Annotated in this window: 21 protein-coding genes; 10 read left to right on the top strand and 11 right to left on the bottom strand. The window is 52.9% G+C overall.

Going from position 1 to position 24,658, the window contains the following annotated elements; all coding sequences use genetic code 11:
• Nucleotides 1-9 precede the first annotated feature (9 nt).
• Both FTW19_RS17585 and FTW19_RS17580 read right to left on the bottom strand, forming a co-directional pair.
• A complete protein-coding gene (locus FTW19_RS17585; RefSeq protein WP_147648831.1) occupies nt 10-1,308 on the bottom strand; it encodes a hypothetical protein in 1,299 nt (432 codons plus the stop codon).
• Entirely contained in the window at nt 1,308-1,934 is a 627-nt protein-coding gene (locus FTW19_RS17580) for a polysaccharide biosynthesis/export family protein (RefSeq protein WP_147648830.1), read from the bottom strand. Before FTW19_RS17580 ends, FTW19_RS17585 begins: the two co-directional genes overlap by 1 nt.
• A 334-nt stretch (nt 1,935-2,268) precedes the next feature.
• Here FTW19_RS17580 and xrtA point away from each other — a divergent pair, with 334 nt between their 5' ends.
• The 4 genes from xrtA to FTW19_RS17560 are packed head-to-tail and all read left to right on the top strand — an operon-like array spanning nt 2,269 to nt 7,786.
• Complete coding sequence (gene xrtA / locus FTW19_RS17575) at nt 2,269-3,219, top strand: exosortase A (protein ID WP_246153372.1); 951 nt, start codon at nt 2,269-2,271, stop codon at nt 3,217-3,219.
• Nucleotides 3,216-3,866, top strand: coding sequence for an exosortase C-terminal domain/associated protein EpsI (locus FTW19_RS17570; RefSeq protein ID WP_147648829.1), 651 nt, complete (start codon nt 3,216-3,218; stop codon nt 3,864-3,866). Before xrtA ends, FTW19_RS17570 begins: the two co-directional genes overlap by 4 nt.
• Nucleotides 3,867-3,915: 49 nt before the next feature.
• Nucleotides 3,916-6,201, top strand: a complete 2,286-nt coding sequence (locus FTW19_RS17565; protein ID WP_147648828.1) for a tetratricopeptide repeat protein — start codon at nt 3,916-3,918, stop codon at nt 6,199-6,201.
• A gap of 43 nt (nt 6,202-6,244) precedes the next feature.
• Nucleotides 6,245-7,786 (top strand): lipopolysaccharide biosynthesis protein, encoded by a 1,542-nt coding sequence (locus tag FTW19_RS17560; RefSeq protein WP_187143038.1) that lies wholly within the window; start codon nt 6,245-6,247, stop codon nt 7,784-7,786.
• Here the strand turns inward: FTW19_RS17560 and FTW19_RS17555 are convergent.
• From FTW19_RS17555 to FTW19_RS17540, 4 genes are all read right to left on the bottom strand, one after another.
• A complete protein-coding gene (locus FTW19_RS17555; RefSeq protein WP_187143037.1) occupies nt 7,743-8,864 on the bottom strand; it encodes a glycosyltransferase family 4 protein in 1,122 nt (373 codons plus the stop codon). The two genes, FTW19_RS17560 and FTW19_RS17555, sit on opposite strands and share 44 nt — an antisense overlap.
• 197 nt (nt 8,865-9,061) lie before the next feature.
• Nucleotides 9,062-9,622: a PEP-CTERM sorting domain-containing protein gene (locus FTW19_RS17550; RefSeq protein ID WP_147648825.1), complete on the bottom strand. Its 561-nt coding sequence runs from the start codon at nt 9,620-9,622 to the stop codon at nt 9,062-9,064.
• 307 nt (nt 9,623-9,929) lie between these two features.
• Nucleotides 9,930-10,547 (bottom strand): PEP-CTERM sorting domain-containing protein, encoded by a 618-nt coding sequence (locus tag FTW19_RS17545; protein WP_187143036.1) that lies wholly within the window; start codon nt 10,545-10,547, stop codon nt 9,930-9,932.
• A gap of 138 nt (nt 10,548-10,685) precedes the next feature.
• A complete protein-coding gene (locus FTW19_RS17540; protein ID WP_187143035.1) occupies nt 10,686-12,122 on the bottom strand; it encodes a glycosyltransferase family 39 protein in 1,437 nt (478 codons plus the stop codon).
• A gap of 165 nt (nt 12,123-12,287) precedes the next feature.
• Here FTW19_RS17540 and FTW19_RS17535 point away from each other — a divergent pair, with 165 nt between their 5' ends.
• Both FTW19_RS17535 and FTW19_RS17530 read left to right on the top strand, forming a co-directional pair.
• The gene (locus FTW19_RS17535) at nt 12,288-13,685 is read left to right on the top strand and encodes an O-antigen ligase family protein (RefSeq protein WP_246153767.1); all 1,398 of its coding nucleotides are present in this window, start codon (nt 12,288-12,290) and stop codon (nt 13,683-13,685) included.
• A gap of 157 nt (nt 13,686-13,842) precedes the next feature.
• Complete coding sequence (locus tag FTW19_RS17530; RefSeq protein WP_147648821.1) at nt 13,843-14,316, top strand: hypothetical protein; 474 nt, start codon at nt 13,843-13,845, stop codon at nt 14,314-14,316.
• On the opposite strand, the gene FTW19_RS17525 is transcribed toward FTW19_RS17530, so the two are convergent.
• Nucleotides 14,271-16,151 (bottom strand): putative bifunctional diguanylate cyclase/phosphodiesterase, encoded by a 1,881-nt coding sequence (locus FTW19_RS17525; protein WP_147648820.1) that lies wholly within the window; start codon nt 16,149-16,151, stop codon nt 14,271-14,273. The two genes, FTW19_RS17530 and FTW19_RS17525, sit on opposite strands and share 46 nt — an antisense overlap.
• A gap of 427 nt (nt 16,152-16,578) precedes the next feature.
• Between FTW19_RS17525 and FTW19_RS17520 the strand changes: the two genes are divergently transcribed.
• Nucleotides 16,579-19,128 (top strand): hypothetical protein, encoded by a 2,550-nt coding sequence (locus FTW19_RS17520; RefSeq protein ID WP_147648819.1) that lies wholly within the window; start codon nt 16,579-16,581, stop codon nt 19,126-19,128.
• A 316-nt stretch (nt 19,129-19,444) separates the two neighbouring features.
• Here FTW19_RS17520 and FTW19_RS25865 read toward each other — a convergent pair whose 3' ends face one another.
• The gene (locus tag FTW19_RS25865) at nt 19,445-19,615 is read right to left on the bottom strand and encodes a hypothetical protein (protein ID WP_187143034.1); all 171 of its coding nucleotides are present in this window, start codon (nt 19,613-19,615) and stop codon (nt 19,445-19,447) included.
• Between the two features lie 91 nt (nt 19,616-19,706).
• Between FTW19_RS25865 and FTW19_RS17515 the strand changes: the two genes are divergently transcribed.
• From FTW19_RS17515 to FTW19_RS25860, 3 genes are all read left to right on the top strand, one after another.
• Entirely contained in the window at nt 19,707-19,991 is a 285-nt protein-coding gene (locus tag FTW19_RS17515; protein WP_147648818.1) for a hypothetical protein, read from the top strand.
• A gap of 135 nt (nt 19,992-20,126) precedes the next feature.
• Nucleotides 20,127-20,354 carry a hypothetical protein gene (locus FTW19_RS17510; protein ID WP_147648817.1) on the top strand — a complete coding sequence of 76 codons (228 nt, stop codon included), beginning with the start codon at nt 20,127-20,129 and terminating at the stop codon, nt 20,352-20,354.
• Between the two features lie 489 nt (nt 20,355-20,843).
• Entirely contained in the window at nt 20,844-21,059 is a 216-nt protein-coding gene (locus tag FTW19_RS25860; protein ID WP_187143033.1) for a hypothetical protein, read from the top strand.
• A gap of 112 nt (nt 21,060-21,171) precedes the next feature.
• On the opposite strand, the gene FTW19_RS17500 is transcribed toward FTW19_RS25860, so the two are convergent.
• The 3 genes from FTW19_RS17500 to FTW19_RS17490 are packed head-to-tail and all read right to left on the bottom strand — an operon-like array spanning nt 21,172 to nt 24,635.
• On the bottom strand, nt 21,172-22,317 hold the full coding sequence (locus FTW19_RS17500; protein ID WP_147648816.1) for an N-acetylglucosamine-6-phosphate deacetylase: 1,146 nt from the start codon (nt 22,315-22,317) through the stop codon (nt 21,172-21,174).
• Between the two features lie 20 nt (nt 22,318-22,337).
• Nucleotides 22,338-23,072, bottom strand: coding sequence for a glucosamine-6-phosphate deaminase (locus FTW19_RS17495; RefSeq protein ID WP_222705471.1), 735 nt, complete (start codon nt 23,070-23,072; stop codon nt 22,338-22,340).
• Nucleotides 23,073-23,117: 45 nt separating this feature from the next.
• Complete coding sequence (locus tag FTW19_RS17490; protein WP_147648815.1) at nt 23,118-24,635, bottom strand: sodium:solute symporter family protein; 1,518 nt, start codon at nt 24,633-24,635, stop codon at nt 23,118-23,120.
• Nucleotides 24,636-24,658 lie beyond the last annotated feature (23 nt).

Here is a 24,658-nt window from a genome sequence, read left to right as displayed (position 1 = left end):
GAAACCCTTCTAATGCCGTCCGATGCGGATGGATTGGGGAGAATAGATGATGCCAAAGCCGAATATCTGCGTAAGGCCGTTGAACGCATTCTGAAATCCGGCGATATTGTTGATCCTCTGATTTTGCGCGTTATAGCTGCCATAGACGGCGAAATCGTGGCCAAGCTTTCGCGTCAGCTGAATGCCGCCGTAGAATGTATTGCTCTTCGATTTGCCGGTGTTGTAAGCCAGCACTCCCGAGGTTCGGGCATAGTTCCCGGAAAGCCCTACACTCCAGTTGGGGTCAAGTGTCTGCTGATATAGAAGGCCTACGTCGTCGGAGACAGCGCCGAGTAAAACTCCAGAGCCGGCATCGGTGCCCCGGTAGTACACCAGGGCTGCATGAGAGAGTTTTCCGAGATAGTTCAGCGAAGTGTTTGCTGCAAAGCTCAGGTGAGAAGGCAGAGAAGAACCATTGCTGCTGCGGGTCCATTGCGGTCCAATGGAGACGTTTGTCGAGAGCCGGCGGGAGAACAGGTGTTCATACGTTAGATTGCCACCCTGCGCAACGAAATCAAATTTGCTAGTGGTCGTGTATGGATTGGAACCATAGCTAAAGCGCGAATAGGTATAGTTTGCGCCAATCGAATTTCGTTCGTTAATCCGGTGTTGTGGACCGATTGTCCCTGTGTACTGCGAGTTATCGATGCCCTGGCTGTTGATGAACCTTTGGATTCCGTAGGAGACGGATGTTTCAATTGCGGTGCTGGAGGTAATCTTGCCTTCGACGCTTCCGCTGGCAGTGTTCACAATACGAGTCGCGTAATACGTGAGAACACCTTGACCAAGGACGGGGCCGGTGGCGGACGTGCCAACGTCTCCTGTACCTGCAATTCCAGAGATGCCCGTTGTTTGCGAGGAAGGGAGATAACTTACCAGGTCGGACAGAACGAAGTTCCAGTGCTTTGTCGCGAGAACTTGTGAGAGACCAAGATTGTGAAAGGTCGAGGATGGCTGGCCGGGGATCTCAGAAAAGATGTACCCCCCCGAATAAATAAGACTGGTTGGCCTTGTCTCGTTGGAGGTAACGAGCGAAGCCCGGCCAAATATATTAGTGCTGTTCGCAGTACCACCATTGCCGTTGTATCCGGTAATGATGGTCTCCGATGCGCCGAGAGAATAATTCAGCGTTCCGCCCTGCTGGATTCCATAACTCGGGACGTTGGAGGTTACATTTGCAGTGGCAGCCGGTACAGCTTGGCCAATGGCCGCAAGGGGACCCGAAAGGAAGATCAAAGAGATGGCGGACTTGTATAAAGATCTATTCATCAGGGCACCACGATTGTGTCGCCAGTCTCGAGATCGGGTCCCATTGAATCTCCCCTGATAGCGCCTTTGTAGTTAAAAAGCACCTTCTGTTGTTGGCCCTTTACTCTGCGAAGAATGTAGATGTGTTTCTGATTCGCGTAGGGAGTCAACCCTCCGGCTGCGGCAATTGCCTGCAGCGCAGTCATGCCGGCGCTCAATGTAATGGGGCCGACGTGCTGTACCTCTCCAACCACAAACACCCGATGACTGTTTACCGCCGAAACGACGACTGTGACGTTGGGGTCCTGCACATACTTCTTCAGCCGACCCTCGACGTCGCTGGCCAGCTGCATCGGGGTTTTTCCGGCTGCGGGAAGATCGCCGATGAGCACCATGGAGATCATTCCGTCAGGACGGACAGGTAGGCTGCCCGACATGCTGGCCTCTTTCCATACGGTAATCTGCAGCACATCGTCGGCGCCAATAATATAGTTGCCGTCTACGGCTGCTGGACCGGAAGTTGGCTGGGCGGCACGAGAACGATGCGGTTCGGAAGTTGGACTGATGAGGGGCTTCGCCGTTTGAGCTCCTGCAGATACCAAGTCCAGCAAAAAAAGTGCGATGAGAGATGCCGCGAGTGATTTCATGCGTTCTTGATTCAAAGTAAAGTGTGAAGCTGGTGAGACCCTTGACGGGTGCTATGCGTTACAACATCGGATAATGCACAGAAAGGGCCAAACGTGTTCTGTGGTCAGATTGAACGCAACATACCGGTATCAGCCCTATATTTAGGCTTTTGAGTGCGCGCATGGCGGCTGAGTCGCAATGTGAAGAATTTTGCAGGGTAATGGGAAAAATGTTTTCCCTTGAAAGTGGAAAATGTTTTCCCATGGGCACTGCAAAAGAGGGCTTGTGGGGAGGCCTGTCCTTGGTAAGACGGTTGATTCTCATGGCAGGTCAATTGCTTGTGTGAAAACTGTGATGCGTGAACAGTCGATGAGCGAAGTGCGTGGAACGGTTGACGTGTTGTCATCTCCAAGTCCAGTACCTCAGATGCCGGACAGCCTTAGCGGCAAAACATGGTTTTCGAGAATAACTGCGGCCACGTCCGTGCAACTCGCAATCATCGCAGTACTCGTGGCTCTTCTCTATGGACGGACCATGGGGAAGCTGATCTCCGACTGGTATGTTCTCCCCGACTTCTCACATGGCTTCCTGGTCCCGTTCTTTGTGGCCTACCTTATCTGGGAACGGCGAGACGTTTTGTGGAACGTTGACATCAATCAAACGTGGAAGGGGATGGCTCTCTTTTCCTTCGGTCTGATCCTGCTGATGCTGGGAACCTTTGGAGCTGAGATTTTTCTCTCACGGGTGTCTCTCGTGGTATTGCTCGCGGGAGTCGTATGGACGCTATTAGGCGCGCACATTCTGCGGGCGTTGAAGTTCCCGTTGGGCATTCTGCTTCTGGCGATACCGCTGCCCGCAGTAATCTTCAATCAGATTACTTTTCCGCTTCAGCTTCTAGCTTCCAGGACGGCCAGTTTATTGCTGCCCCTGTTCGGTGTCCCCGTGTTGCGTGAAGGCAATGTAATTCAACTACCTTCCATCCAGCTGGAAGTTGCTGAGGCTTGTAGTGGAATCCGCTCGCTGCTTAGTCTTCTCACGATCGCAATTCTTTATGGATATTTTTTAGAACGAAGCACTGGCAAGCGAATTCTGCTGGCGTTAGCCAGTGTGCCTATCGCGGTGGTAGCAAACTCCCTAAGGATTGTTGGGACAGGACTCTGTGTGCAGTATTGGAATCCGGATAAGGCGATTGGTTTCTTTCATGAATTCTCAGGCTGGCTAATGTTTGTGCTCTCTTTAGGGTGCCTCTATTGCGTTCATAGAATGATGGATGTCTTTTCCCAAGGCTCCGAGGTGAGCCGATGAGCAAGTCTCGTTTTGCCGTGATTGTTACATCCCTGATAGCAGCAGTGCTGATTATCCATAGCCGTTCTGATGCGGATCGTGTGCCTTTCCGCGCACCTTTATCTCAATTGCCGGAACAAGTTGATTCGCGGGTAAGCATGGATATTCCAATTGATGCCGGCATTTTGAAGTTACTAGGCGACGGGTATTTTCTAAACCGCGTCTACCAATCGGCGGCAACGGCCGGTAGCGGTGCAGATTTTGATACAGTCGGCCTGTTTATTGCATATTTCCCAACTCAGCGTTCAGGACAGGCGATTCATTCCCCGCAGAACTGCCTGCCCGGTGCCGGTTGGAGTTTCGTGTCATCTCGAAGAATTGTCGTAGCCGATATGAAGGGTGATGTAGGCGAGTATGTGATCACAAATGGAATCATGAAGCAGTTGGTGCTTTATTGGTATCACGCACACGGTAAGAGCATTGCGAATGACTACACCGCAAAGGCATACATGATGCTGGATGCGATTCGTTACGGACGCACAGATGGTGCACTGATCCGCATCATCACCCCTATTGATCCGAAAGAGCAGTATCAAAGTGCACATGAAAGGGCAACCAGGTTTGCATCGGCTCTTGCGCCTGTGCTTCCAAGGTTTCTCCCAGACTAGCCAGATTCATCGAGCAGCTATCGCTCCTTATGAAGGAACAAAGTAAAGAATGATGACGAAGCTAAAGCCAGATCGTGTTGGAATAATGATCCTCGCAATCTTTTGTGTCTCGGCTACAGGTTGTTTTCGAGATCCGAAAGTTCAGCGTGTGAAATACCTTGAAAGCGGAAGGCGGTATGAGCGGGAAGGGAAGTACCAGGAAGCAGCTATTCAGTTCGCCAACGCATTGAAGGCGGACAAGAACTTCGGCGACGCTCACTATGAGCTTGCGAAGACCTATATCCAGATGAACATGGCGCAGGCTGCATTCAATGAGCTTCAAAGAACCGTGGATCTGGCGCCGGATAATATCGCCGCGAGAATGGATTTAGGGGATCTTGCGCTTGCGGGTAAACAGTACGGCATCACGGAAGATCAAGCATCCGCAATTCTATCGATTCAGCCGAATAATGCCGACGCTCATGCAATGCTTGCAAAAGCTAAAGCGGAGAACGGAGATACGGCCGCTGCGATGGATGAAATTAAAAAGGCTTTGTCTATAGATCCGAACCGCGCACGCTTCCATACCCTGTTGGGAATGCTGCAGAGTGGGGGGGCAAATCCGGGTGGTACAGCCCAGGCCGAACTGAAGAAAGCGATTGAGCTTGATCCGAAAGATGCAACGGCTCATCTTGCACTCGCGTTTATGCTGCAAGGGCAAAATAACCCATCCGGTGCTGAACGGGAATTTGCTGCGGCCGTATCCTCATCGCCTGGAAATCTACAGGCAAGGGTGAGTTTGGCAGCCTTATATATCCAACAAGGCGAACATGCGAAAGCTGAAGCAATATTGCAGAAGGCGTCTGAAGAGCTAAGGGATTCACCGCAGGCCGTCGGCCTTCTGAAGGATTACTATATTCGGAATAGTCAGCTGGATCAGGCTGAGTCTGCCTATGCGGCAATGAGCCAGCGTCATCCAGACAGCGTCTCGCTCAAGCTGGCTTATGCAAACATTCTCGTGGCACAGAATAAAATCACGCAAGCGCAGACGATCGCCGATGAAGCAGGAAGGCTGAGGGAAAGCGATCCCCGCCTGGCGGTACTCAAAGGGATGATCCTTCTCAATCAAAAGCGAGCGGACGACGCGTATAAGCTGTTGCAGGACGCGGCGAAAAATTCTCCTGACAATATCGAAGTGTCGCTTTGGCTGGGCGTCGCAGCCCGTACCAAGGGCGACTTCCCATTAGCACAGCAGAGCTTCAAGAAAGTTCTGATAGCGGAGCCTTCTAATTTCAGCGCGCTTCAAGGCACGGCCGAGTTGGCCAGTGCAAAAGGCGATATGGACCTGCTGAGGCAGATAGCTACATCGACGGTCAAAGCATATCCCGCAAGTGGGGATGGTTTTCTTTGGCTGGGCACCGCGGAAGCAAATGATAAGCAGTTTGAAAAGGCCGCGGATGACTTTCAGCGTGCACTCAAGGCCGATCCCAAAAACTCGACGGCGATGCTGGAGCTTGCACAGGTCCGACTTACCCAGCGTCACGTTCCGGAGGCAAGAGCCCTTCTGGAGCGTGCCGTGGAGGTAAATGGAAATCCGCAGGCACTTCATCTGCTTGTTCTTTCTGACCTGCAATCGAAGCAGGCAGACAAAGCTCTCAATCGCGTTCGGGAGCAGGCCGGGCGGTTCCCGCAGAGTGCCGCACTCAACAACGAGCTTGCATTGCTGCAGCTGGAGCGGAAAGACTTAGCTGGCGCGGCAACTTCTGCTGAGCGAGCGATGCACCTTGATCCTTCGGATTCTGCAGCGGTAAAGATCTATACCGAAACGCAACTCGCCTTAGGAAATACTCCCGCTGCGATCTCCAGATGGCAGCAATGGTCTGCATCGCACCCTAAAGATGCTCAGGGTTTGTCAATTCTGGGGATGCTGGAAGAGGCTTCCGGAGATCACAGTAAGGCGATGGACTATTACAAAAACGCTCTTGAGATCCAACCGGATCAGCCTATGGCATCAAATAATCTGGCATATCTGATGGTAGAGAATGACATGAATCTGGATGTTGCTTTGTCGCTCGCGCAGACAGCACATCGTGGTCTGCCGAATTCTCCCAGTACTGCCGATACCCTCGCGTGGGTCTATTTCCATAAAGGCGCATACGATATGGCTCGAGATCTGCTTGAAGATGCGGCCGCGAAAGACCCGAAGAATGCTTCGATTCAATATCACCTGGGCATGACTTATAGCCGGCTCAACCAGAAAGCTGATGCCCGCACACACTTACAAAAAGCAGTTTCTCTGGCCCCGAACACGCAGACTATGTCGGCTGCAACACAAGAACTGCAGCGACTCGGATAGTATCTGGCTTAAATGGTGGTGCCGGTTGAATAGCAAGAGAATCTTGAATAATACGGTTTGGTACGGTCTTGAGAACCTTATCAGTATTGGCTCTTCATTTATTACATCCGTTGCCATTGCGAGGGAGCTTGGTCCTTCGCAGATGGGATACATCATCTATGTGATCTGGATTGCAAACATTGCCAGCTCGTTCGGCAGTATTGGAATCCCGGTAACCACGCGGAAATATATGGCGGAGTATCTGGGGGCGGACGATCGCGCCACAGCGCGGTTCATTTATCTTCGCACCTTTATGGTGCAGGCGATGCTAGCTACTATCGCAACAGCTGTCAGTCTCCTGTGGGTACTGCATCATGCTCCTCCGGCTTTCCGAAGTGCTTCTGTCATCCTGCTCTTAAGCATATGGCCAGCGATGCTAAACTTCGTTTCGGCCCAGGCGAACGTTGCAGCCGAGCAGCTGTCGGCCAACCTGCCGGCCTCTCTTGCATCGATGCTTGTTTTTCTCATCGTCATTCTGCTGGCTGTGTTTCGTCACTGGGGTGTGGTGGGTGTGGCCTCTGCGATGTTCTGCATGCGCTTTGTTGATTTCGCGGTGCGTGTTCTTCCTACCGCTCGTACAATTCTCAAATGGAATCCTGAGAATAAGAGCATCCCCGAACATCTTTACAAGCGCATGGCAACGTTTGCTCTTCAAAGTCTCGCGAGCATGGTACTGACACTCATTGTTTGGGACCGCTCCGAGCTCTTTCTGCTAAAGCACCTGTCGGCAGATATCCGGCAGATCGCTTTTTATTCAGTGGCATTTAATCTTGCCGAGCGGCTTCTGATTTTTCCGAATGTTTTTGCTGGAGCAGCTGGGGCAAGTATGTTTGTGCAGCATGGACGTGACCGCACAAGAGTTCCGGTGATGGTTGCAGCATCCATCCGGTACCTGACCCTTTCTTCGATACCTCTCTATGCCATTGCAATCCCCTTGGCAGGGCCAGCCGTGCTCTTTCTCTACGGGCGGCAGTATGCTGGAGCAGTTGCTGTTGCCATGGCCGCACCGCTTCTATGTCTTCCAAAGGCATTCCTGGCTCCGATCCAGAATCTATTCGAGGCCTCGGAAGAACAGAGATATTTCATCTGGGCAACGGTCTTCGCCTCGTTCATTGATGTTGGTATAGCGTGGGCGCTTATTCCACATTATGGGGCGCTGGGAGCGTGCATTGGCAGCGGTGCCGCTCAAACTGTTGCAATCGGTATTCTCTGGATGATCGGCATCAAAAAGTATCAGATTCCGGTGCCTTGGAGGTTCGTGCAGAAGATCGTCGCAGCCAGCGTTGCGGCGTCGCTTGCGGCATATTTGATTACGTCGCATCTGAGCGCAGCAGCAGGACTATTTACAGGCGGAATCACTGCGATTGTGGCATGCCTTGTCTTGATCCGGGTTTTGGGCGTGCTCGAGCGAGAGGATTGGGAACGCTTTGCGGTTGTGCTTGGCAGCTGCCCCCCAATCATGGTTGCGCCGGTGAGGGGAGCCTTATCGTTGATGGGGCTTCCTATGCAGGATAAGGCTGTTCCACAGCAGGAACCCCTGATATAGGAATTTTCCGTAGAAAGACAGCGGCGTATTGCGATGCGGTCTGATGGAGCTGATGCCGCATCTGCACCATCAGCTTTCCTTGCAAGCCCATGCTTCGACGGAGGTCTCCATCTTCGGTGAGTCTCAAAATGCATTCTGCCAAGGCGTTTGAATCGCCTGGAGGTACGAGGAAACCGGTTTTGCCGTCAATCACTAGTTCAGGGACGCCGCCGATGTGACTGGCCACGACCGGTAGGCCGAGCGACATTGCTTCCAAAATAGCGAGTGGAGCCGCCTCTTGCCAGAGAGAGGGCTGCATGTAGATGTCGGTGGCATCGAAAAGCCCCTGCTCCATTGGGTTCGCTATAGGGCCGGAAAATGTAACGCCGTGCTCAATCCCGAGCTCAGTGACCGTGTATTGAAAGGATCTGAGATGCGTGCCATCGCCAGCAAACAGAAAGTGCGTATTCGAAGATCTATTTAGAACGATCTGCGCTGCACGTAAAGCCGCATCGATGCCTTTAACTGGAACCATCCAGGCTGCAAGCGAAATTAGAGTGCAATCCGAAGGAATATGTTTTTCCCGTCGGAAAGCCGCGCTGAGCTCAGCGCTTGTCTCTCTTGCTTCAACTCCGTTCGGAATAACAATTCCTGGTGCTTTCGATAAGCCTAGCGCGTGGCCGGAAATTTTTGTGAAGTGTGAAACACTGAGAGTGCCGGTGAGCGGCCATGTAAGAAGTCTTCCGATAGCGCGCTTTGGAGAGCTCAGCGGACGCGCTACGAAGCCTGGGGCGCGTGACGAGTGATCATTGAAATAAATGGAGTCGCATCCATTTAGGTAGGCAATCCAGGGGAAGCATCGCATTATTCCGTGAAAGGCATAGACGAATACCGACGGGCGATATTTTCTCAATACAGAGAACAGGCGAAAGGCTGCTCTGAATCCTAAATTACCCTGGGAGTCCACTCGTTCGAGATAGACTCCGGGTTGCGAGATGTACTCGCGAAACACGTCGGAAATCTCTCCATCGAAACAAAAAACGCAGTTCCACCCGGACTGTGTCATCTCCAGGGAGATCGCCTTCAGGAAGCGTTCCATTCCCCCAATCCTGCATGGGGAGAGGCCAAGCACATACATCACGCATTTTCGTTTGGAAGAAGGGAATAGCACCGGCGAAATAAGGTAGTGCAAAATAACATATTTATGAGCGGCGATGGTGTATCTCGTTGCCGCGACAATTACTACAACGTAATCCGGGAGACATCAGAGACGATGTCTCCCGGGAGTTCGAAAGGTTAGACAGCAACGCTAGCAGATCTGCGCCGGCGGTAGAGCGCCGTTGCAGATCCAACCAGCCCTGTTCCGAGAAGGAATAACGTGCTCGGTTCCGGCGTGGGTGCAACTGCGGTTGCGGAGAACGAAACATTGCTGTTCGCGCCACCTTGCGTGCTCAGCACAAAGCTGCCCAATGTATCCGAGTATCCCGTTTGCTGCAGAAGCGCCTGTCCCATCAGCGTAAGAGCGCCACCAGCATTGTCGATAAGAGAGATGCTCTGGAGAATGACGTTGAGAGTGATGCCGTTTTCAATAATTTGCAGGATCTGCGTATTCGGCGTGAAAGGGTTATAGGTAAAGCTGCTCATGGTGACGGTCGCGGCACTATCAAAAACGCTGAATGTGCCGGTGGTCGTGCCCTGCGTGACGCTGCTTGGGCCGTTGAATGTCACCGAGGTGTTGTTATAGGTGTCTCCACCGGTGATCGAGATCTTGCCACCGATCGAGTCGGCTGAGGCAATCCCTACCGATCCAAGAAGTACTGCGCTGATGGTCAGTACCTTGAGAAGCATGCGTTTCATTAGAGGGTCTCCTAGAGAACTTTGTGATGATTCAGGCTGTGAAACATAGGTGCGCTCGTGTGCCGAAGACTACTGGCCAACTTGCACGATTGTGCTGCGCGGTAGAACGATGCATGTGCTGTTCCAAAAACCAGCTAAATGAATCAGCGGTTTATAGCGCATGCTTTAGAAGCATGCGCAAACTTTTGCAGTGCAGACTCTTTGCTTGAGAAAAAATTTCTCTCAAGACATGTTTCTGCGAATTGAACGGAAGAATGTTCTCGCCTGATAACCATTACGGGCGATTGGCCGCAAAAAAGTGCATATCTTATCTGTTCTCGCGACGACGGCGTACTATCTCCGCCATACCGGCCAATCCACTTGCGACCAGAACAATCGAACTCGGCTCGGGAACAGGAGGAGTGACAGGTGGTCCTGGAGGTGGAATGAGCGGAGGCCCTGGGGGAGATGGATTGATAGGGAGAATAGGAGTATTTGGGCTTGAGGGAATCTGTGGCGATAACGGCGGATAGGCGGGAGGTGTATCTCCACTCTCGACAGGCGAAAAGTTGCGCGCTAGTGTGAATGCCGGCGTGGGATCGTATGGAAGCAGGGGCCCATTCGGGGTTTCCGTTGGAAGATCTCCGCATTCGATCTTGAAGCGACGAAGGGCCTCTTCAGGTGTGAGACGGGGACGGCGCGGGCGGGGACGCGCAACTGTACGAACCAGCACTGGCTTCGGCTTCTGTTCCTTGTGGAGCTTTGTTTTTAGGTAGGCATGCATCCGCTTCTTTGCACGAATCAGGCGCTGTACTTTACGGTCAGCCTCAAGCTTTTGGCGATAGTCGGCGATCCATTTAGAACAATCTGGAGATGCGGATACGGTCTTAACCATTCCGCAAGTGATGGTGGTGAAGATGAGCAACGCGAGGATCGTACGGCGCATTCGAGGGAACCCCAGAGCTGAAAGTCGATTCGAATGCATGTGTGCAATCCTCTCGCCAAATCTGAAAGCTGTGCGGATTGTGCACACTCCGCCGTATGGAAAGAGAAAAGGAATTCCACTTCGGAAAATGATTGCCACTCATCGGTGCACACGATAGACGCTAAGATTTCCGTAATACGGATCTTCGATGTTGCGTACAACATCGCTTCGAGCTTCGATATCCTTCATCTGCTGGTTTAGCTCCTCATAGAAGCTGTCTCGATCATCGCCGAGCCGCATCATGCGATCGCCCGCAATGAAGTAGCGGACGTGAAACTGCTTCTCTGCATCGAGCGGCCATGTCCGCTCATATGAAATATAAGGGCGGTCGTGGAATGCGAGCCAAAAAGTAATTGTTCCGTAAACTGCTTCTCCATCGGGCACTGTGTTGAGCAACTCTGACGCAAGTACGTTGTAGTTTGCTTTCCGTGCGGCCGCAAGAAGAGTGATATTCGCAGCGAATTGGGCAATAATTACCATCAACGCGCCCACCATCATGAGTCGATGTAATTGCCGATGATGCAGCGTTGCGGCTATAGCCGCCGCGACAACAAGTGCGGTAACGGGACTTAAGAGCGTGAAATAGCGGGAAGACTTGTTTACCGTATAAATAAACCAAAGAAGAGAAGGAACAGTCAACACCAGCGCAAGATAGAACCAGCGCGCGCGAAGCCTCCAGAGAACCCATCCCGAAAACAAAAGGAAGAGCGGAATGGGAAGCCGAATGGGCAGAGAGCCTAAAAGATGTCCAGGCAGAAGATGTAATCCTAAAACATCCGAGTAACGCCGTCCCTCTTGTAAAAACTTTGCCAGCAGCGAGGCCGTTGCAGCACGGCTTAGAAACTCAGCGCGAAAGCCCTCCACTCCACGAGGCGTGGTGAACACCCATACGGCATAAGGCACGAGGCCACATGCAAAACCGGCGGAGTAAAGGGCCACTCCCCGCAGAGGGAATTTGCCGTTTGAATAGTCGATCCAAAAGAGCAAAAGAACGGAGGAAACAATATAGCCCAGCAGAGTGATGTGGAACATTGTCCCGATGGCAGCTCCGAGACCCGCGGCGGCAGCAAGAACGGACAGCGAGGATTGGTAATAGCGATCAACCAGGAGGAGCGAGAGCAGGACGAACAGAATGGTGAACGCCTCAGGTCTCGCTGTACGCGAGCTGAGAATGAGAAGGTTATCCGTGCCAATAAGAAGACCAGCGAAGAGCGCAATATGCTCTCCGAGCCATCGGCGGGCAAGGAGATAGGTCAGAAGGACGGTGAAAAGTCCCGCAAGGACAGATCCCAGGCGCGCCGCAACCTGGCCAATGCCCAACGTTTTAAATGCCGCAGCGATTACAAGCGCCGTGCCAGGAGGACGGGCATCAATATGGTTTTCAATATCGTTCGGACCAATCGCCGGATCTTTCAGGCCTTCTCCAAGTGCAAGAGACAAGCCTGGCCCTGCATACCAGCTTTCATCCGTGACCCAGCGATAGGACAAATAAGGAAGCACTTGAAGAACGAAGAGAGCGCAAACGATCAATAGCATCCAACGGGGCCTCAGCCGCCGGATAAATGCGAAAGGGGCCGACCGGGCAACTGCAGCTGTTTCCGTCTGAAGCACCGTATTGGTAAATAAATGGTAAGACTCAGCATTGGAGAAGGAGCTTGCGCGATCATGCAGTAGCATAACTAAGGAGCAGTATTGCAAGCCATGGGCCTAATCGTAACGTTGCTCTACATTTTGACCGCTTATCTCAGCCCTCCCACGGTTTTTGGTCCGCTTGCAGCTTTTCATCTCGAGTTCATTTTGGCGGCAATCGCTCTTCTCGTCTCCATACCTTCTTTTTCGCGTGATCTTTTTAAACAGCCACAGATGCTTGCAATTACGGGCATGCTGTTTGCTGTTTTCATGTCGCGGCTTTTTACTGGGTGGCTTGGGTCTGCGCCGCGCGGCGTTATGGAGTTCCTGCCAGATGTTTTTGTGTATGTCCTGATCGTGACGCACTGCCGCAGCAAACGAAGCCTGCAGTTCGTAACGCTTACCCTCTTCCTCGCCAGTTGTTACGTCATCGTTCAAGGCGCATTGGCCGTTCGTGCGCACGACGCGCACAGCCCTTATATATATAGTCAGGGCATTGGTAATGAAGACTATATTCTGAGGATCCGCGGGCTCTCGATCATTGGAGACCCTAATGATTTTGCGCAGGTTCTTGTGAGTCTGGTGCCCTGTATGTTTTTCTTCGCGTGTCCGGGGCGGCGGTCTCGGAACATGATCATTCTTGTGCCGACGATTGCTATTTTGATCGCAGGCCTATATCTCACTCACTCAAGAGGAGCCATGTTGGCTCTGGTCGCGGTCATGGTGCTGGCTTTTCGCCGCAAGATCGGGACGATTCCGGCGGCCATTCTAGGTGGTGGAGCGTTTGCCGCGGCTACTGCGTTGAGCTGGTCGGGGGGACGTCAAATTTCGATGGAAGCCGGCGCCGATCGCATGGATGCGTGGGCCACCGGCCTCGAGCTCTTCAAGTCGCATCCTCTTTTCGGAGTGGGATTCAAGCGCTTTACCGACTACAACTACATCACCGCGCACAATTCCATCGTGGTATGCGCTGCGGAGCTCGGAATCATTGGGTTCTATTTCTGGGTGCTCTTTCTGGTTACCAGCGTTCGCCGGGGTCTCAGTGTTAGCCGCGGCTCCATAGAACCTGCGGAGCCGCCGGTTACCGAGCCAACCCCCTATTGGATGGCGTCTCTGCAGAGAGGGCCTTCGCCTTCGCTTGCCAATGCTCCCCGTTCTCGAGCAATGACGGTTTTGGAATCCCCTGGTCCCGAGCGAATGGCTTTCGATGTCTCCGAGCCTGAGATCAGGAGACTTGCCGGGTTCATTCTGATAGCACTGGCGGGCTTTCTTGTCGCGGGCTGGTTTCTGTCGCGAGCCTATGTCATGTGGCTCTTCATCTATGGCGGCATGATGCAGTCGGCATTGCAGATGGGACAGGCCCAGGGGGGCTCCTACAAGATTGATTCGTCGTCCCGGCTATTGCGTATGTCTGCGGTCGCTGCGGCGAGTTTATTAGTGATTGTTTACGTGATCCTTCGGGTCCGCTAATAAGAGCAAGTGCAAAAAATTGCACATGACTCCCCAAAAGTTGTGGAATTTACTTCCACAAAGTTCTAAAGATTGTCCACTTTCGATGCTAAGTTGAGGACATCGGACTATGCCGATGTCTCCAGCGTTTGTTGCTGTGACCTCTGGAAGGTGGATCATGCGGAACTATCGTAGTTTTGTTGTCTTTGCACTCACTGCCATGGCCGCCTTGCACTGCAATGCGGAAAACCGTTTCTGCCTGGGCGGCGAAACCAGCCATTTTACGGCCTCCGAGAGGAAAAGCTGCGCAGAGCAGATGCGAGTTGCGCGTACGCTCGTGGCAAGGTATTCCCACGTGGACAATTGGCACTTCGTCCTTGTATGCGGAGAGTCGAATTGGGCAGAATATAGCGAGTTTTCCCGCAACGATCCTAAAGCTTTGCTGCGGGTTGTGGCAGACACCACTCTCTACGATCGTACGACGTATTTGCGCGGCGATATGCTCACCACGAACGATGCGTCTTCGATCGACCCCCGCATGCTGACGGCGCTCACGGAGCTAGGATCGGATCGTGTTGCCTCTGTGGAGCCTTCCCGGCAGGAATATCAGCCGCAGGCCGACAGTTTCAGTGCCGACGGCCGTACTCCATAGACCAGCGTATGAATGACCTCATCGGCTGGCAACGGCGGGCTGTAAAGGTTACCTTGCGCCAGTTTTATCCCCTGACGGATAAGGCTCAAGTGGTGTTCGATTGTTTCAACCCGTTCAATACAGATATCCAATGAAGGAAGTGAGCCTTGAGTGCGGGCAATGATCTCCGGCGGAAGCATGGGCTGATATTTCGCTCGGCGAGGCTCATATACGAGCTTGAGCATGTCAACAGGATGATGCGAGATCACATCCAGCAGAGCGTTTCCTTCACTCGGATGGGAGAGCGCAATGCGGACTCCTATCTTTCTCAGACGTTCGGTGAACTGGCCGGCATAGGATAAATCCAGCAGGTCCGGAGGGAGCTCAAACTGCAAATTGCCTGGTCCGGTGAGTGTGTCCGCCAGCAGGTCGATAATGTTTTCGAAGAAAAGCTCATCTGCCAGTTCGGTATAGCTAAGATTGATGCTCAATACCGTATCCCGGAATTCAATCAAGTGTTGCCATTCCTTCAGCTGAAGACAGGCAGCTCGTATGACGAGTTGTCCAAGTGGAACAATGAGGCCACTCTTCTCTGCCAGAGGCAAGAATTGCGATGGTTTGAGCAAGCCGCGTTCCGGGTGCTGCCAACGAACCAAGGTTTCGACCTGTACGACCCGGAGGGAGTTGATGTCGACGACAGGCTGGTAAAACAACTCTAGCTCTCCTTGCTCGATGGCAAATGAGAGTGCCTCTCTCTCTTTCTTTACCGAGTCCCCCATGGGGAGGCCATCAGTTATATCGATGGGACCATCTGAAGAGACGTATTGATTTCCTCCACCCCGTTTTGCACGATACATCGCCATATCGGCTTCCCGAATTACATCGTCGACAACCTTATGACGTGGGTTGAGCTCGCATATCCCGATACTTACGCTGATATCCAGCGAAACTCCGCCAATCAAAAAGGAGGTCCGGAGCTGATCGAGAATGCGCTTCGCGACTGAATGAGCGCTTTCACTCGTTTTGATATCGTCGAGCAGCACGGTGAACTCATCACCGCCCATACGGCAAACGAAATCCTGGGGGCGGCAGCAGGATTTCAACGTGCGCGAGAACTCGACAAGTAAGGCATCGCCGATCTGATGACCATGTAGGTCGTTCACCGGTTTGAAACCGTCAAGGTCGAGATAGAGCAGCGTGCAACGATATTTACTGCGGCTATGGGTATGCTGGAGGCTCCGTTCGAGATGCTCCATAAAGAATGCTCTATTTTTCAGGCCGGTCAAAGAGTCGTAGAAAGCTGTGTGTAGAAGCTTTCTTTCAAGCTCTTTGTGGCCCATGATCTCTAAGAGCAGTTTCTCGTTCTGCTCCTCCGCCAGCTTCGCTCGCACGAACGTTTCTTCATACGCCTTCTGGTCCCCGATGTCTCGCAAAGTATGGATCCAATGGTGGATAGAGCCATTTTCGTCTCCGAGGGGAGAGAATTTCAGATCGACCCAGAATGGAGTACCGTCACTACGCTTGCACTGAATCTCCAGATTGCCAGGATGAGCGGACTGATAAGCCGTTTGTATGGAGGTCAGGGCTTCGCTGTTGGCGGGCAGACTCCACAGGCAAGCTATCGGTTTCCCGATGATTTCTGCCGTAGAGTACTGACTGGCTGCAGTGAATGCGGGATTGACATATTGAACGCGGGGACAGTCGCTGGCGGCGTCCGTGATGACGACACTATCCCGTGATGCTTCGACAACGGTTTCAAGAATCCGCAGTCTCAGATCAACTGCGCTCTCATAGCGAGCTGTCTCTTCTTCAAACTGCCTAAGACGATGAAGTTTTAGCTGATCGATAAAGTTCACTGAAAGAGATCCTATAAAGTCGCACGGTGTTCTATTGTTGACCGGCTTATTCCGGCTCTGATGGCGGTTAGTGTGAACTGTTCTTCCACTACCTGAGAAAAAGAATGCCCATCGCTATTCCTGGGTTTGTTGCAATACGCGCAAATTCTTCACCGGAATAGTCCCCGGCTGCTGCATTTTCTATTTCGCGCAACCAGCAAGAAAGTATGCATGCAAAGGGCCATGTTTCCGCTTGAGTGGAAGCATGATTGCTGTATTCAATCGGCACTGGAGGGATGCTGAAGTGAGATTCGCCTGCAAGGCACTGTTATGCTTCGTACTTCTTGTGGAGCCGGCAACCGGGCAGACTTTCATCAAGCTCCAGGCAAATGCTCCGCAGTATAACTTTCAGGTTCTAGCCGGCTCCGAGCGTCAGATCAGCGTCAGCATGATTGGCGGAAAGACAAGAACGGTCGATTGGGAGATTGCCAAAACAACCGGAGGTGCGACGGCTGCACTTGACCGCGGCAGAAACTCCATTGGAACGGTGAAGGTCACCATCGGACAGATAGCAGGAAAGTGTGAAATCTCTGGGCAGTTGGGTAGTTATACTGTCTCGTCGCCGGTGACCATCACTGTTCGGGCGCAGTCCACAGAAGACCGCTCTCAAGCGGCATATTTCCTCTTCAACGTTTGCGCCAATTCAACCCGGGCAGCGGTCGCACCTGCCTATCAACAGGCCTACAAAAGTCAGTTGGTCGAGCTACAAAGCTACATCATTGGAAATACTAACGAAGCGGGACGGTGGTCTATTGCGTCCGGGCCATCTGGCGGAGATGGAGCGCTGAAGGAATTCGACAAACGGGATGCTGTATTTTCCGCTACAGCGTCTGGTCGCTATACGCTGATCTTCACCAGTGCGGCTGACCCTTCAGTGCGCGCTTCGGCGGTGGTCTATGTATCGCCGAACGAGATTCCTGGATATGGCCTTGCGACAAAGAATCTGGCGCAATCAATCGAGTGTTATCCAGACCCCATGCTTACAGGGGAAGTATATGAGGTTGGCCCCGGGCTCAGATATCCCTCTTTGAGGAGCGTCCCGTTCGATCAACTGGCTCCCGGCTCCATTGTGCGTGTTCACAATACAGATGTCACCGGTAAGAATCCGACGACGTATCACGAAACGGTCCGAATTACGAAGGGCGGGCGTCCTGGGCAGCCAATTCTCTTCTGTGGAGTGCCTGATGCCACAGGCACCCTTCCAGCGATCGATGCTGAGGATTCAACATCCGATCCAGTGAATAGGAATGCAACGCAGGAGTATGGCGCGATTTCCGTTTGGGGAAGAAGTGTCTACAACGGGAAATACAAAGATGGTTCTGCGGGACCCGACTATGTTGTGGTTTCCGGATTCGAGGTACGAAACGCGAATGGAGTTCACAATTTCGTTTCGTCGGAAGATCGAACTGTCAGGAAGTTCAATGACTTCGCGTCGTGCATCAACATCCGTTCCGGAACATACATCCTAACCGCTGGGAATGATCTGCACGACTGCGGAAATGGTCTGTTTATCGCCAACAATTCTGCTGCCGGCTTTTCTCAGGTGACTCAGTTTCATACGATCCGGGGGAACCGTTTTCATGAGAACGGAGTTGCAGGCGATGCGGGGAAACACCATCTTTACTCCAATGCATGGTACAGCGTCGTCGAGGGAAACCGGTTTGAGCAGCTTCGCGGTATTGGCGGCGGGGATGCGATTAAGGACCGGGGCTTGGAGATTATTCATCGTTACAACTTTGTGCACACCCAAAATGCGGGATATCTGGTGGGAATCGAATCGGAAACCGATTCGCAGCCCTACGTGGCATTTGAAGCGTATTTGGGTGCCACAGGGAAACATAAATGCGAAAATCCGTATTGCGACTATGACGAGGCTGTTCCTGCCGACCATATCGCCGCATATCAGGAAGGCCTGGAGAAAAGCTTCATGTACGGCAACATCTACTCCGGCAGAAGCGTCTCGTTGGCCAATTTGAAATTGGCCGACTCGGGCGGCGGCTATGGATATAACTTCGCCAACCAGAGTGAAATGGCAGATCATCTGGGGATTACCTACTTCTATAACAACACGGTCGACCAGCCTGGGCTTGCCGTATTTGGAACCCTTTCTGGAACAAACAATGGCTCCGAGCCCTTGCAGCAGTTCATGAAACCTCGCATATTGGCTGCGAACAACATCTTCTATAAAGCGAGAACGGGATCGATCAGCATCTTCGCCTTTGCGCGCAATGCCAGCTTTATCGGAATATGGCATACGAATCTGATGAATAAGGATACGTTCACCATCAATAGACCCATCCTAGGCGAGAAATCGACAGACTTGGCCTCGGTGCACGGATGGGATAGTTATACCGACACATTTCAATATCCCCTCGATATTCCTATTGACGCGCATCAATACGGGATTACGGACTCCGAGTTTTTGTCGACGCCGTGTACGAATCTGCAACCTTACAATCCAGTCACCTTTGCACCCGTCGAAGAGGGGGGCGCTGTGAATGCCGGTACTCTAATTGCGGATCCGATGATCGGCCTGATGCCAGTGCGATTTCAATACAACGTGGAAAAGGCATTTTTACAGCTTCGTGAAAAATCGGAGACGATCGGTGCGGTTGAGTCAGGAAACAAACCAGAGCTTGTCTCGATGGAGGTGACTCCAGAATCGAAGTTGATGTTGATGACCCTCAGGAGCCCTTACTATACGCCGAGGCCAATCCATCTGGTTTGCTACTACTCCGATGGTCTTACTACTGACTGCGGTCCGCAGGCCGCTTTCAAGGCTAGTAACGCGCAATTGCAGTTTCATGCCAACAACGCCTTTACACCGGACCTGCCTTCAGGCGTCCATGGCGCGGGAACGGTAACTGCAACACTTGGAAAAATTGCAGCGAAGCCGGTATCTTTTGAGATCAATGGGCCCCGTGCAGGACAAGAGTAGGTTTATCCAGAATATCGGTCGCGCTTCGGAACATCTATGTGGCTGGGTTGGTTGCAGCGCCTTCATGCTTGAAGAGGTTCACCCTGCAATGGGAGCCGGCTGAGATGCCTCAAATGGTCGAAGTAGCCAGGCATGTAGCAGGATTTTCCGCCAACACATCCTGGCGTGTATGCCATGGGAGATCAAGTTGATGTTGTCGGATATCTCGTAAACCAGCCGTTGGTTCAGACCGAAGACCTGATGATGGATGCGCAACATCTGCAAACGGTACGAAGTGCGGCAATCTAAACGGCGCTCTTCAACAGGCGCTACTACATTACGTCTCAATATCGCCCATATGCAGCTTGCGTGCGTGTCCAGAAACCCAGTCAGGCTGGGCCGGCTTCTCCCCACCTGTTGCCGGAGTTTTGCGGGCCGATTCGATATTTACGAGCAAAACGCCATGAAAACCGTAATTTTCACCCTGCAAAAGTGAGAGTGCACGCATAGGAAGTTTTTCTCGTGGCAGGTTCGGTCTCTTCGCGTAAAATTCTCTAAATTTCCCGGTTGAGTGGTAGCGTCACGAAGGAGCAGACAGCGTGCGCTTTATCGTGTGTGTGCATTTGTCCGGATTTCCCGGACCGGAAGAGTTTGTCCGGCTTGATGATCTCATGCATAAAAACGGGTTCTATAAGGAGATCGTTGGACAGAGCGTTCCAAACGAAACGCTGGAGACAATTCACCTGCCTCCCCTGGTCTATCTTGGCGACGAAGACTCTTCATGCGAGGAGTTGGCGGCTAGCCTGTCTGTCCAAATAGCTGATCGAGTGTGGAAGGCCGTATCCGTGTTTGTTGCCCAGATTACGGAGTGGGCAGTTCTGTAGCCCCTCGCTGGATGTCTTAGCACGGAAGTGTTATATGATCGCCAGCTGGACAACGGCATAATTCTCTTGAATATCCTGCCCAATGTTGAGATCTAACTTCGGTGTGTCCCGGGGCGGACGATCTGGAGAGAAATTATGTTTAAGCAACTAACCATTGGTAAGATCATTGGCATTTCTGACACTGGAATCTTCTCCTTCATGAAAAATCGAGAGAAGGCCAAAACCCGTATCGCCATGCTGGAAGAAATGCTTGCTCAGCAGCTTCTCTATAAGAAGGCAATTGTGGAAGCTCACGTCGAGCAGGTGAGACATCTGCATGCCGAAGTTGCATCTCTGCGGAGCAAGATCCACGCCTCACGTTAGTAGTGCTCCCAAAAAAATGATTCCAGAGTGAAGATAATGAAGCGCGTTGAGGGCAATCAGTTTGGCCTTCGCGGGAAGAGGATTGCCTTGTAGAGATTTGAGTTCTTGCATCCGGCCTTGTCCATCTGGGGAGGTGAGCATGGACTCCGGAACGAAATTCTTCCCAAAGTTGGTACCGGGCGGGCCGGAACAATCCATTTGTATGCGGTGCTTCCTTTCTGTGGTCCCCAAGAAGGGACAATCACTTTCAGCCGCCGAAGAACAGCATCGGTGTAGCACCAGCGTATGTGGTAGCACTTGGCGCGGCTTCGCGTCAGTAATTCTGGCCCCACCGTAAAAAGAACTCGTAAAGTCTCGTTCGTGCCTGCAAACGCTGCCCCTCGAAAATTTGCACGCTGACGCATGCGAATATGCAAGACAAGCCTCGCTAAGGGGCGCTGCCCCAGACCATGTTGGCGTGTCACAGAGTGCGGACGTGTGTCGGAGATTATGCATCGGGTCAACTCTCAATGCGCCGGAGTTAATATCGACATCTCGCACTTTGTACCGACGCCTGCCCAGGACTCATACGCTCAGATTGCCGCTTGTATCCCGTATGCGACACATACGCATATCCGCAATACATTCGATGATGGCACGTTGATCGACATGAACCGCGTGTGGACGATGTTTGCCGATGCGGGGTATAAGGGCTATATGTCGTAGAAGGGGGAAGAGAAGAGTCTTACCGGAGTGCCTGCACAGATTGCAGAGATCCAGCGGCTCTGCAAAAAGTACTCTGCGGTCTAGCTGGTCGGGTGTCGCATCAGAAATGCGGTCAGGCCGATTCCTGATGCACCAGCTCGCCTGCCAGCCATACATCATGGATGGCAATTTCGCGTGTCCAGCGGAATCGAATGAGGTCCGCACGTGCTCCTTCCTGGAGCAGTCCTCGTCCACGGGCAAAGCGTCCGGGATTTGCGGTAGCCATGGAAAGCACTTCGGGAAGTGAAAAGCCGGTCATTCGGACAGCCTCGCCGATACAGTGGACAAGCGGGATTGCAGCGCCTGCCAGTGTCGTTGTTCCTTCCATTGAAAGTCGTCCACTGGGACTGAGCTCCACGCGGCCTCCTACGGGCGCTGTGTAGATTCCTGGGGGCATGCCGGCAAGGGCCACGGTGTCAGAGACAAGCAAGGACCGCTCCAGACCTTTTGCGCGCACCATTGCTTTGAGGGTTTCGGCGGGCAAATGATGGCTATCGGCGATGAAGGACGCAGAAAGCCGATCGTTCGCAAGCTGGCTCCAGATAGGATTCGGATGCCGTGCAATTTGCTGGGCGACCCCATTTCCCAGATGCGTCGACAGGCGCGCACCGGCATCGACAGCGCTCCGAATCTGTTCGGGTGAGGCATGGGTATGGCCAATTGCTACATGGACTCCGCGTGAAACGAGCGCGGAGATGTATTCATCCGATTGGTCAAAATGCGGTGAAAGAGTGACGAGCCCAACAAGGCCGCCGCTTGCCGCTTGCCAGCGCTCGAACTCACCGAGTGATGGAGGACGAACAAACTCCCTGGAGTGTGCGCCTCTGTATCCGTCGACCAGCGAGATATGAGGTCCTTCGACATGAATAAACGGTATGCACGCGGCGGAATGCGAATCACTTTTGCGTGCGTCTGCAATTGCGCGCAGATTGCGAAGGATCGTGGCTTCAGGCGCAGTAATGATAGTCGGCGCAAAACAGGTGACGCCCGTAGCAAGCATTGCTTGTACCAGGTCGATGACAGTGTTTGGAATGACATCTTCGCCATTGACATCGAGACCCGCATAGCCATTTACCTGCAGATCAATCAAGCCTGCGGAAATCCAGAGGTCAGTGGTTTGCTCGCACTCTTCAACAGAAGCAATTGTTCCATTTTCTACCAGCACTCGGATGCATTGACCGGTGCTGGGATCACGGCCGAGGATAGGTGTTCCGCTCAAAGCGTCTTCTCCCGCGAAGTTTATCGATCAAGCCGGGCACTTGAATCGCGATCGAGATATACAGTGCAGCGCGGATGCGTTCGCAGTGCAGTCGCCGGCCATTCACCACTGATGGGATATTCAACCATAGCTTGAACAGCCGCGCTTTTATTCGCTCCTGGAACGCAGCAGAAGAGCCTCCTTCCGCTTAGCAGCGTTGGCACCGTCAGCGAGATCGCTGTGCGCGGCACTTCGTCGAGCGTTGCAAAGCAAGCGTCGTCCACTTGCTGTTGCCGGCAGACTTCGTCCAGTTCCACCACCTTCACTGCAAGTGGATCCTCAAGGTCTGCAGGAGGGTCATTAAACGCAAGGTGCCCGTTTGCCCCGACTCCGAGGAGAACAAAATCGATGGGGGCTTCGGCCAGCTTACGTGCGTATTCATGGCAGGCTGCCTCTGCGTCGTCTCCAGGCTCAATCAGATGGCAGGCGGCCAGAGGAACGTGGTTGAAAAAGGCTTCGCGCAACCAGTTGGCAAACCGCTGAGGAGCATTGGAGGGCAGCCCGATGTACTCGTCCATATGGAAGGCTGTGATGCGGCGCCAGTCGATACCTGGTTCGGCGATTAATGCAGACAACATCTCGCTCTGGCTGGGAGCGGCCGCCAGAACGATGCGAAGATGAGACTTCTTTTGAAGCCCGTCGCGAATCTCGGCTGCAATGTCGGCCGCCGCCTGCCGGCCCATCTCTGTGCGCGTGTTGGCAATGCGAATATCCATCAAGTTCCTCAGTGTAGTTGTATTTATGGAAGCAAGGTTCCTGGGCTATCTAAGTGGCAGGACGGTTTCTTCGACATCGGAATCGAGGGTCATCAGCAAGGTGGTAGAGTTTTCGCGTAGTTCAGGCGCTATAAACCCAAGCGCGATGTAGGTGAGCAGTGCGGCAAACATCGGCGCTCCCACGGTGAAGGCATTCGCAAAGCGTGGACTTAAGGAGAGCCAGTTCTGCGGCGGAAACATTTTTAGAGCACCGAACGTCGCGCCACCAGCAACCCAGCATCCGATTGCCGCGGCAGATCCGCTTCGGCGGAAGGGAAGCAAAAGGCCGAGGAGGATCGGGATTGCAATCGGTCCGCTCAGGGCACCATACCAAAGAATAACAATACCGACTACACCGCCAAAATGAGAGGCAAACAAGGCGAGCACCATGCTGAGTAAGAGGAACGAGAAGGTCACAATGCGACCCAGCAAAAGCTGCGGAGAGTCGTGCAACTTTGCTCGTTTGCCTCGGAGAACGGGAATGATATCTCGAACGATTACGGCTGACACTGCATTTGCATCGGATGACGTCATAGCCATGGTATGCGCAAATAGACCGGCAAGCACCAATCCAATCAGCCCAGAGGGAAGCAGCGTTTGGGTAAGCAGTCCATAGGATTCCGAAGGATCCTGCAGGTGCGGAAAGATGAGCGGCGCTGCCCACATGGGAAAGAACAAAACCGGCGGCCATACCAGGTAAAGAAACGCTGAAAGCATCGCCGACCGTCGAGCATCGGCCGGCGTCGCTGAAGCAAGGAATCGCTGCGCCAGGCTCCAGGTTCCACCATTGTAGGAGAGCATGTTTACAAAGAAATATGTTGCTGCGAAGACGACCGTATACTCGCCGTGAAACGGCTTCACATGGTCCGGTGGCAAAAGCTTCCACATTCGCCAAAGCGAGCTCACGCCTCCCAGCCTGATTATCACTGCCACCAGCATGGAGATGCCTGCGATCAGTTGAATCACGAATTGACTCAGGTCGGTAAGCGCGTCAGCCCAGAGGCCTCCCATTACGGAGTACACCACTGTGACACCGCCGGTCAGCAGGACTCCCCAGAGAAAAGGTACGCCGGCGAACGCGTGTAGAAGGATTGCTGATGCACTCCACTTGGCGCCGACGTCAAAGACTTTCAGGAATGCGCCGCTCCATCCAAGCAGTTGCTGGGTCGGCAGGTTGTAGCGAATCTTCAGATATTCAAGCGGCGAGATAACGTTGAAACGCTGCCTCATGCGAGCCCACTTCGCCGGAAAGATTCCCATTCCCAGCAGCAAGGAGAGCGCAATAGAGGAAGCCCACCAGAAGTAAACGGTGATGCCAGAGGTATAGGCCAGCGCAGCGTAGCCAACAAAGACCGCAGAACTGTACCCGGACATGTGGTGTGAGATTCCGGAGAGCCACCACGGCATCGAGCCGCCGGCCGTGAAAAAATCGCTGGCATTCTTAACTTTTTTGCGGGCCCAATAACCAACAATGATCATCAGGGCGAAATAGGCTCCAAGAACCAGCCAAGCTAGGAAGCCCATAGGTTCGCTCTCACTTGCCGCAT

Source organism: Terriglobus albidus, from assembly GCF_008000815.1.
In the GTDB taxonomy this organism is placed as follows: Bacteria; Acidobacteriota; Terriglobia; order Terriglobales; family Acidobacteriaceae; genus Terriglobus; species Terriglobus albidus_A.
The sequence above is the reverse complement of the archived record's forward strand: the minus strand, read 5'-3'. Positions and strand labels throughout refer to the sequence as shown.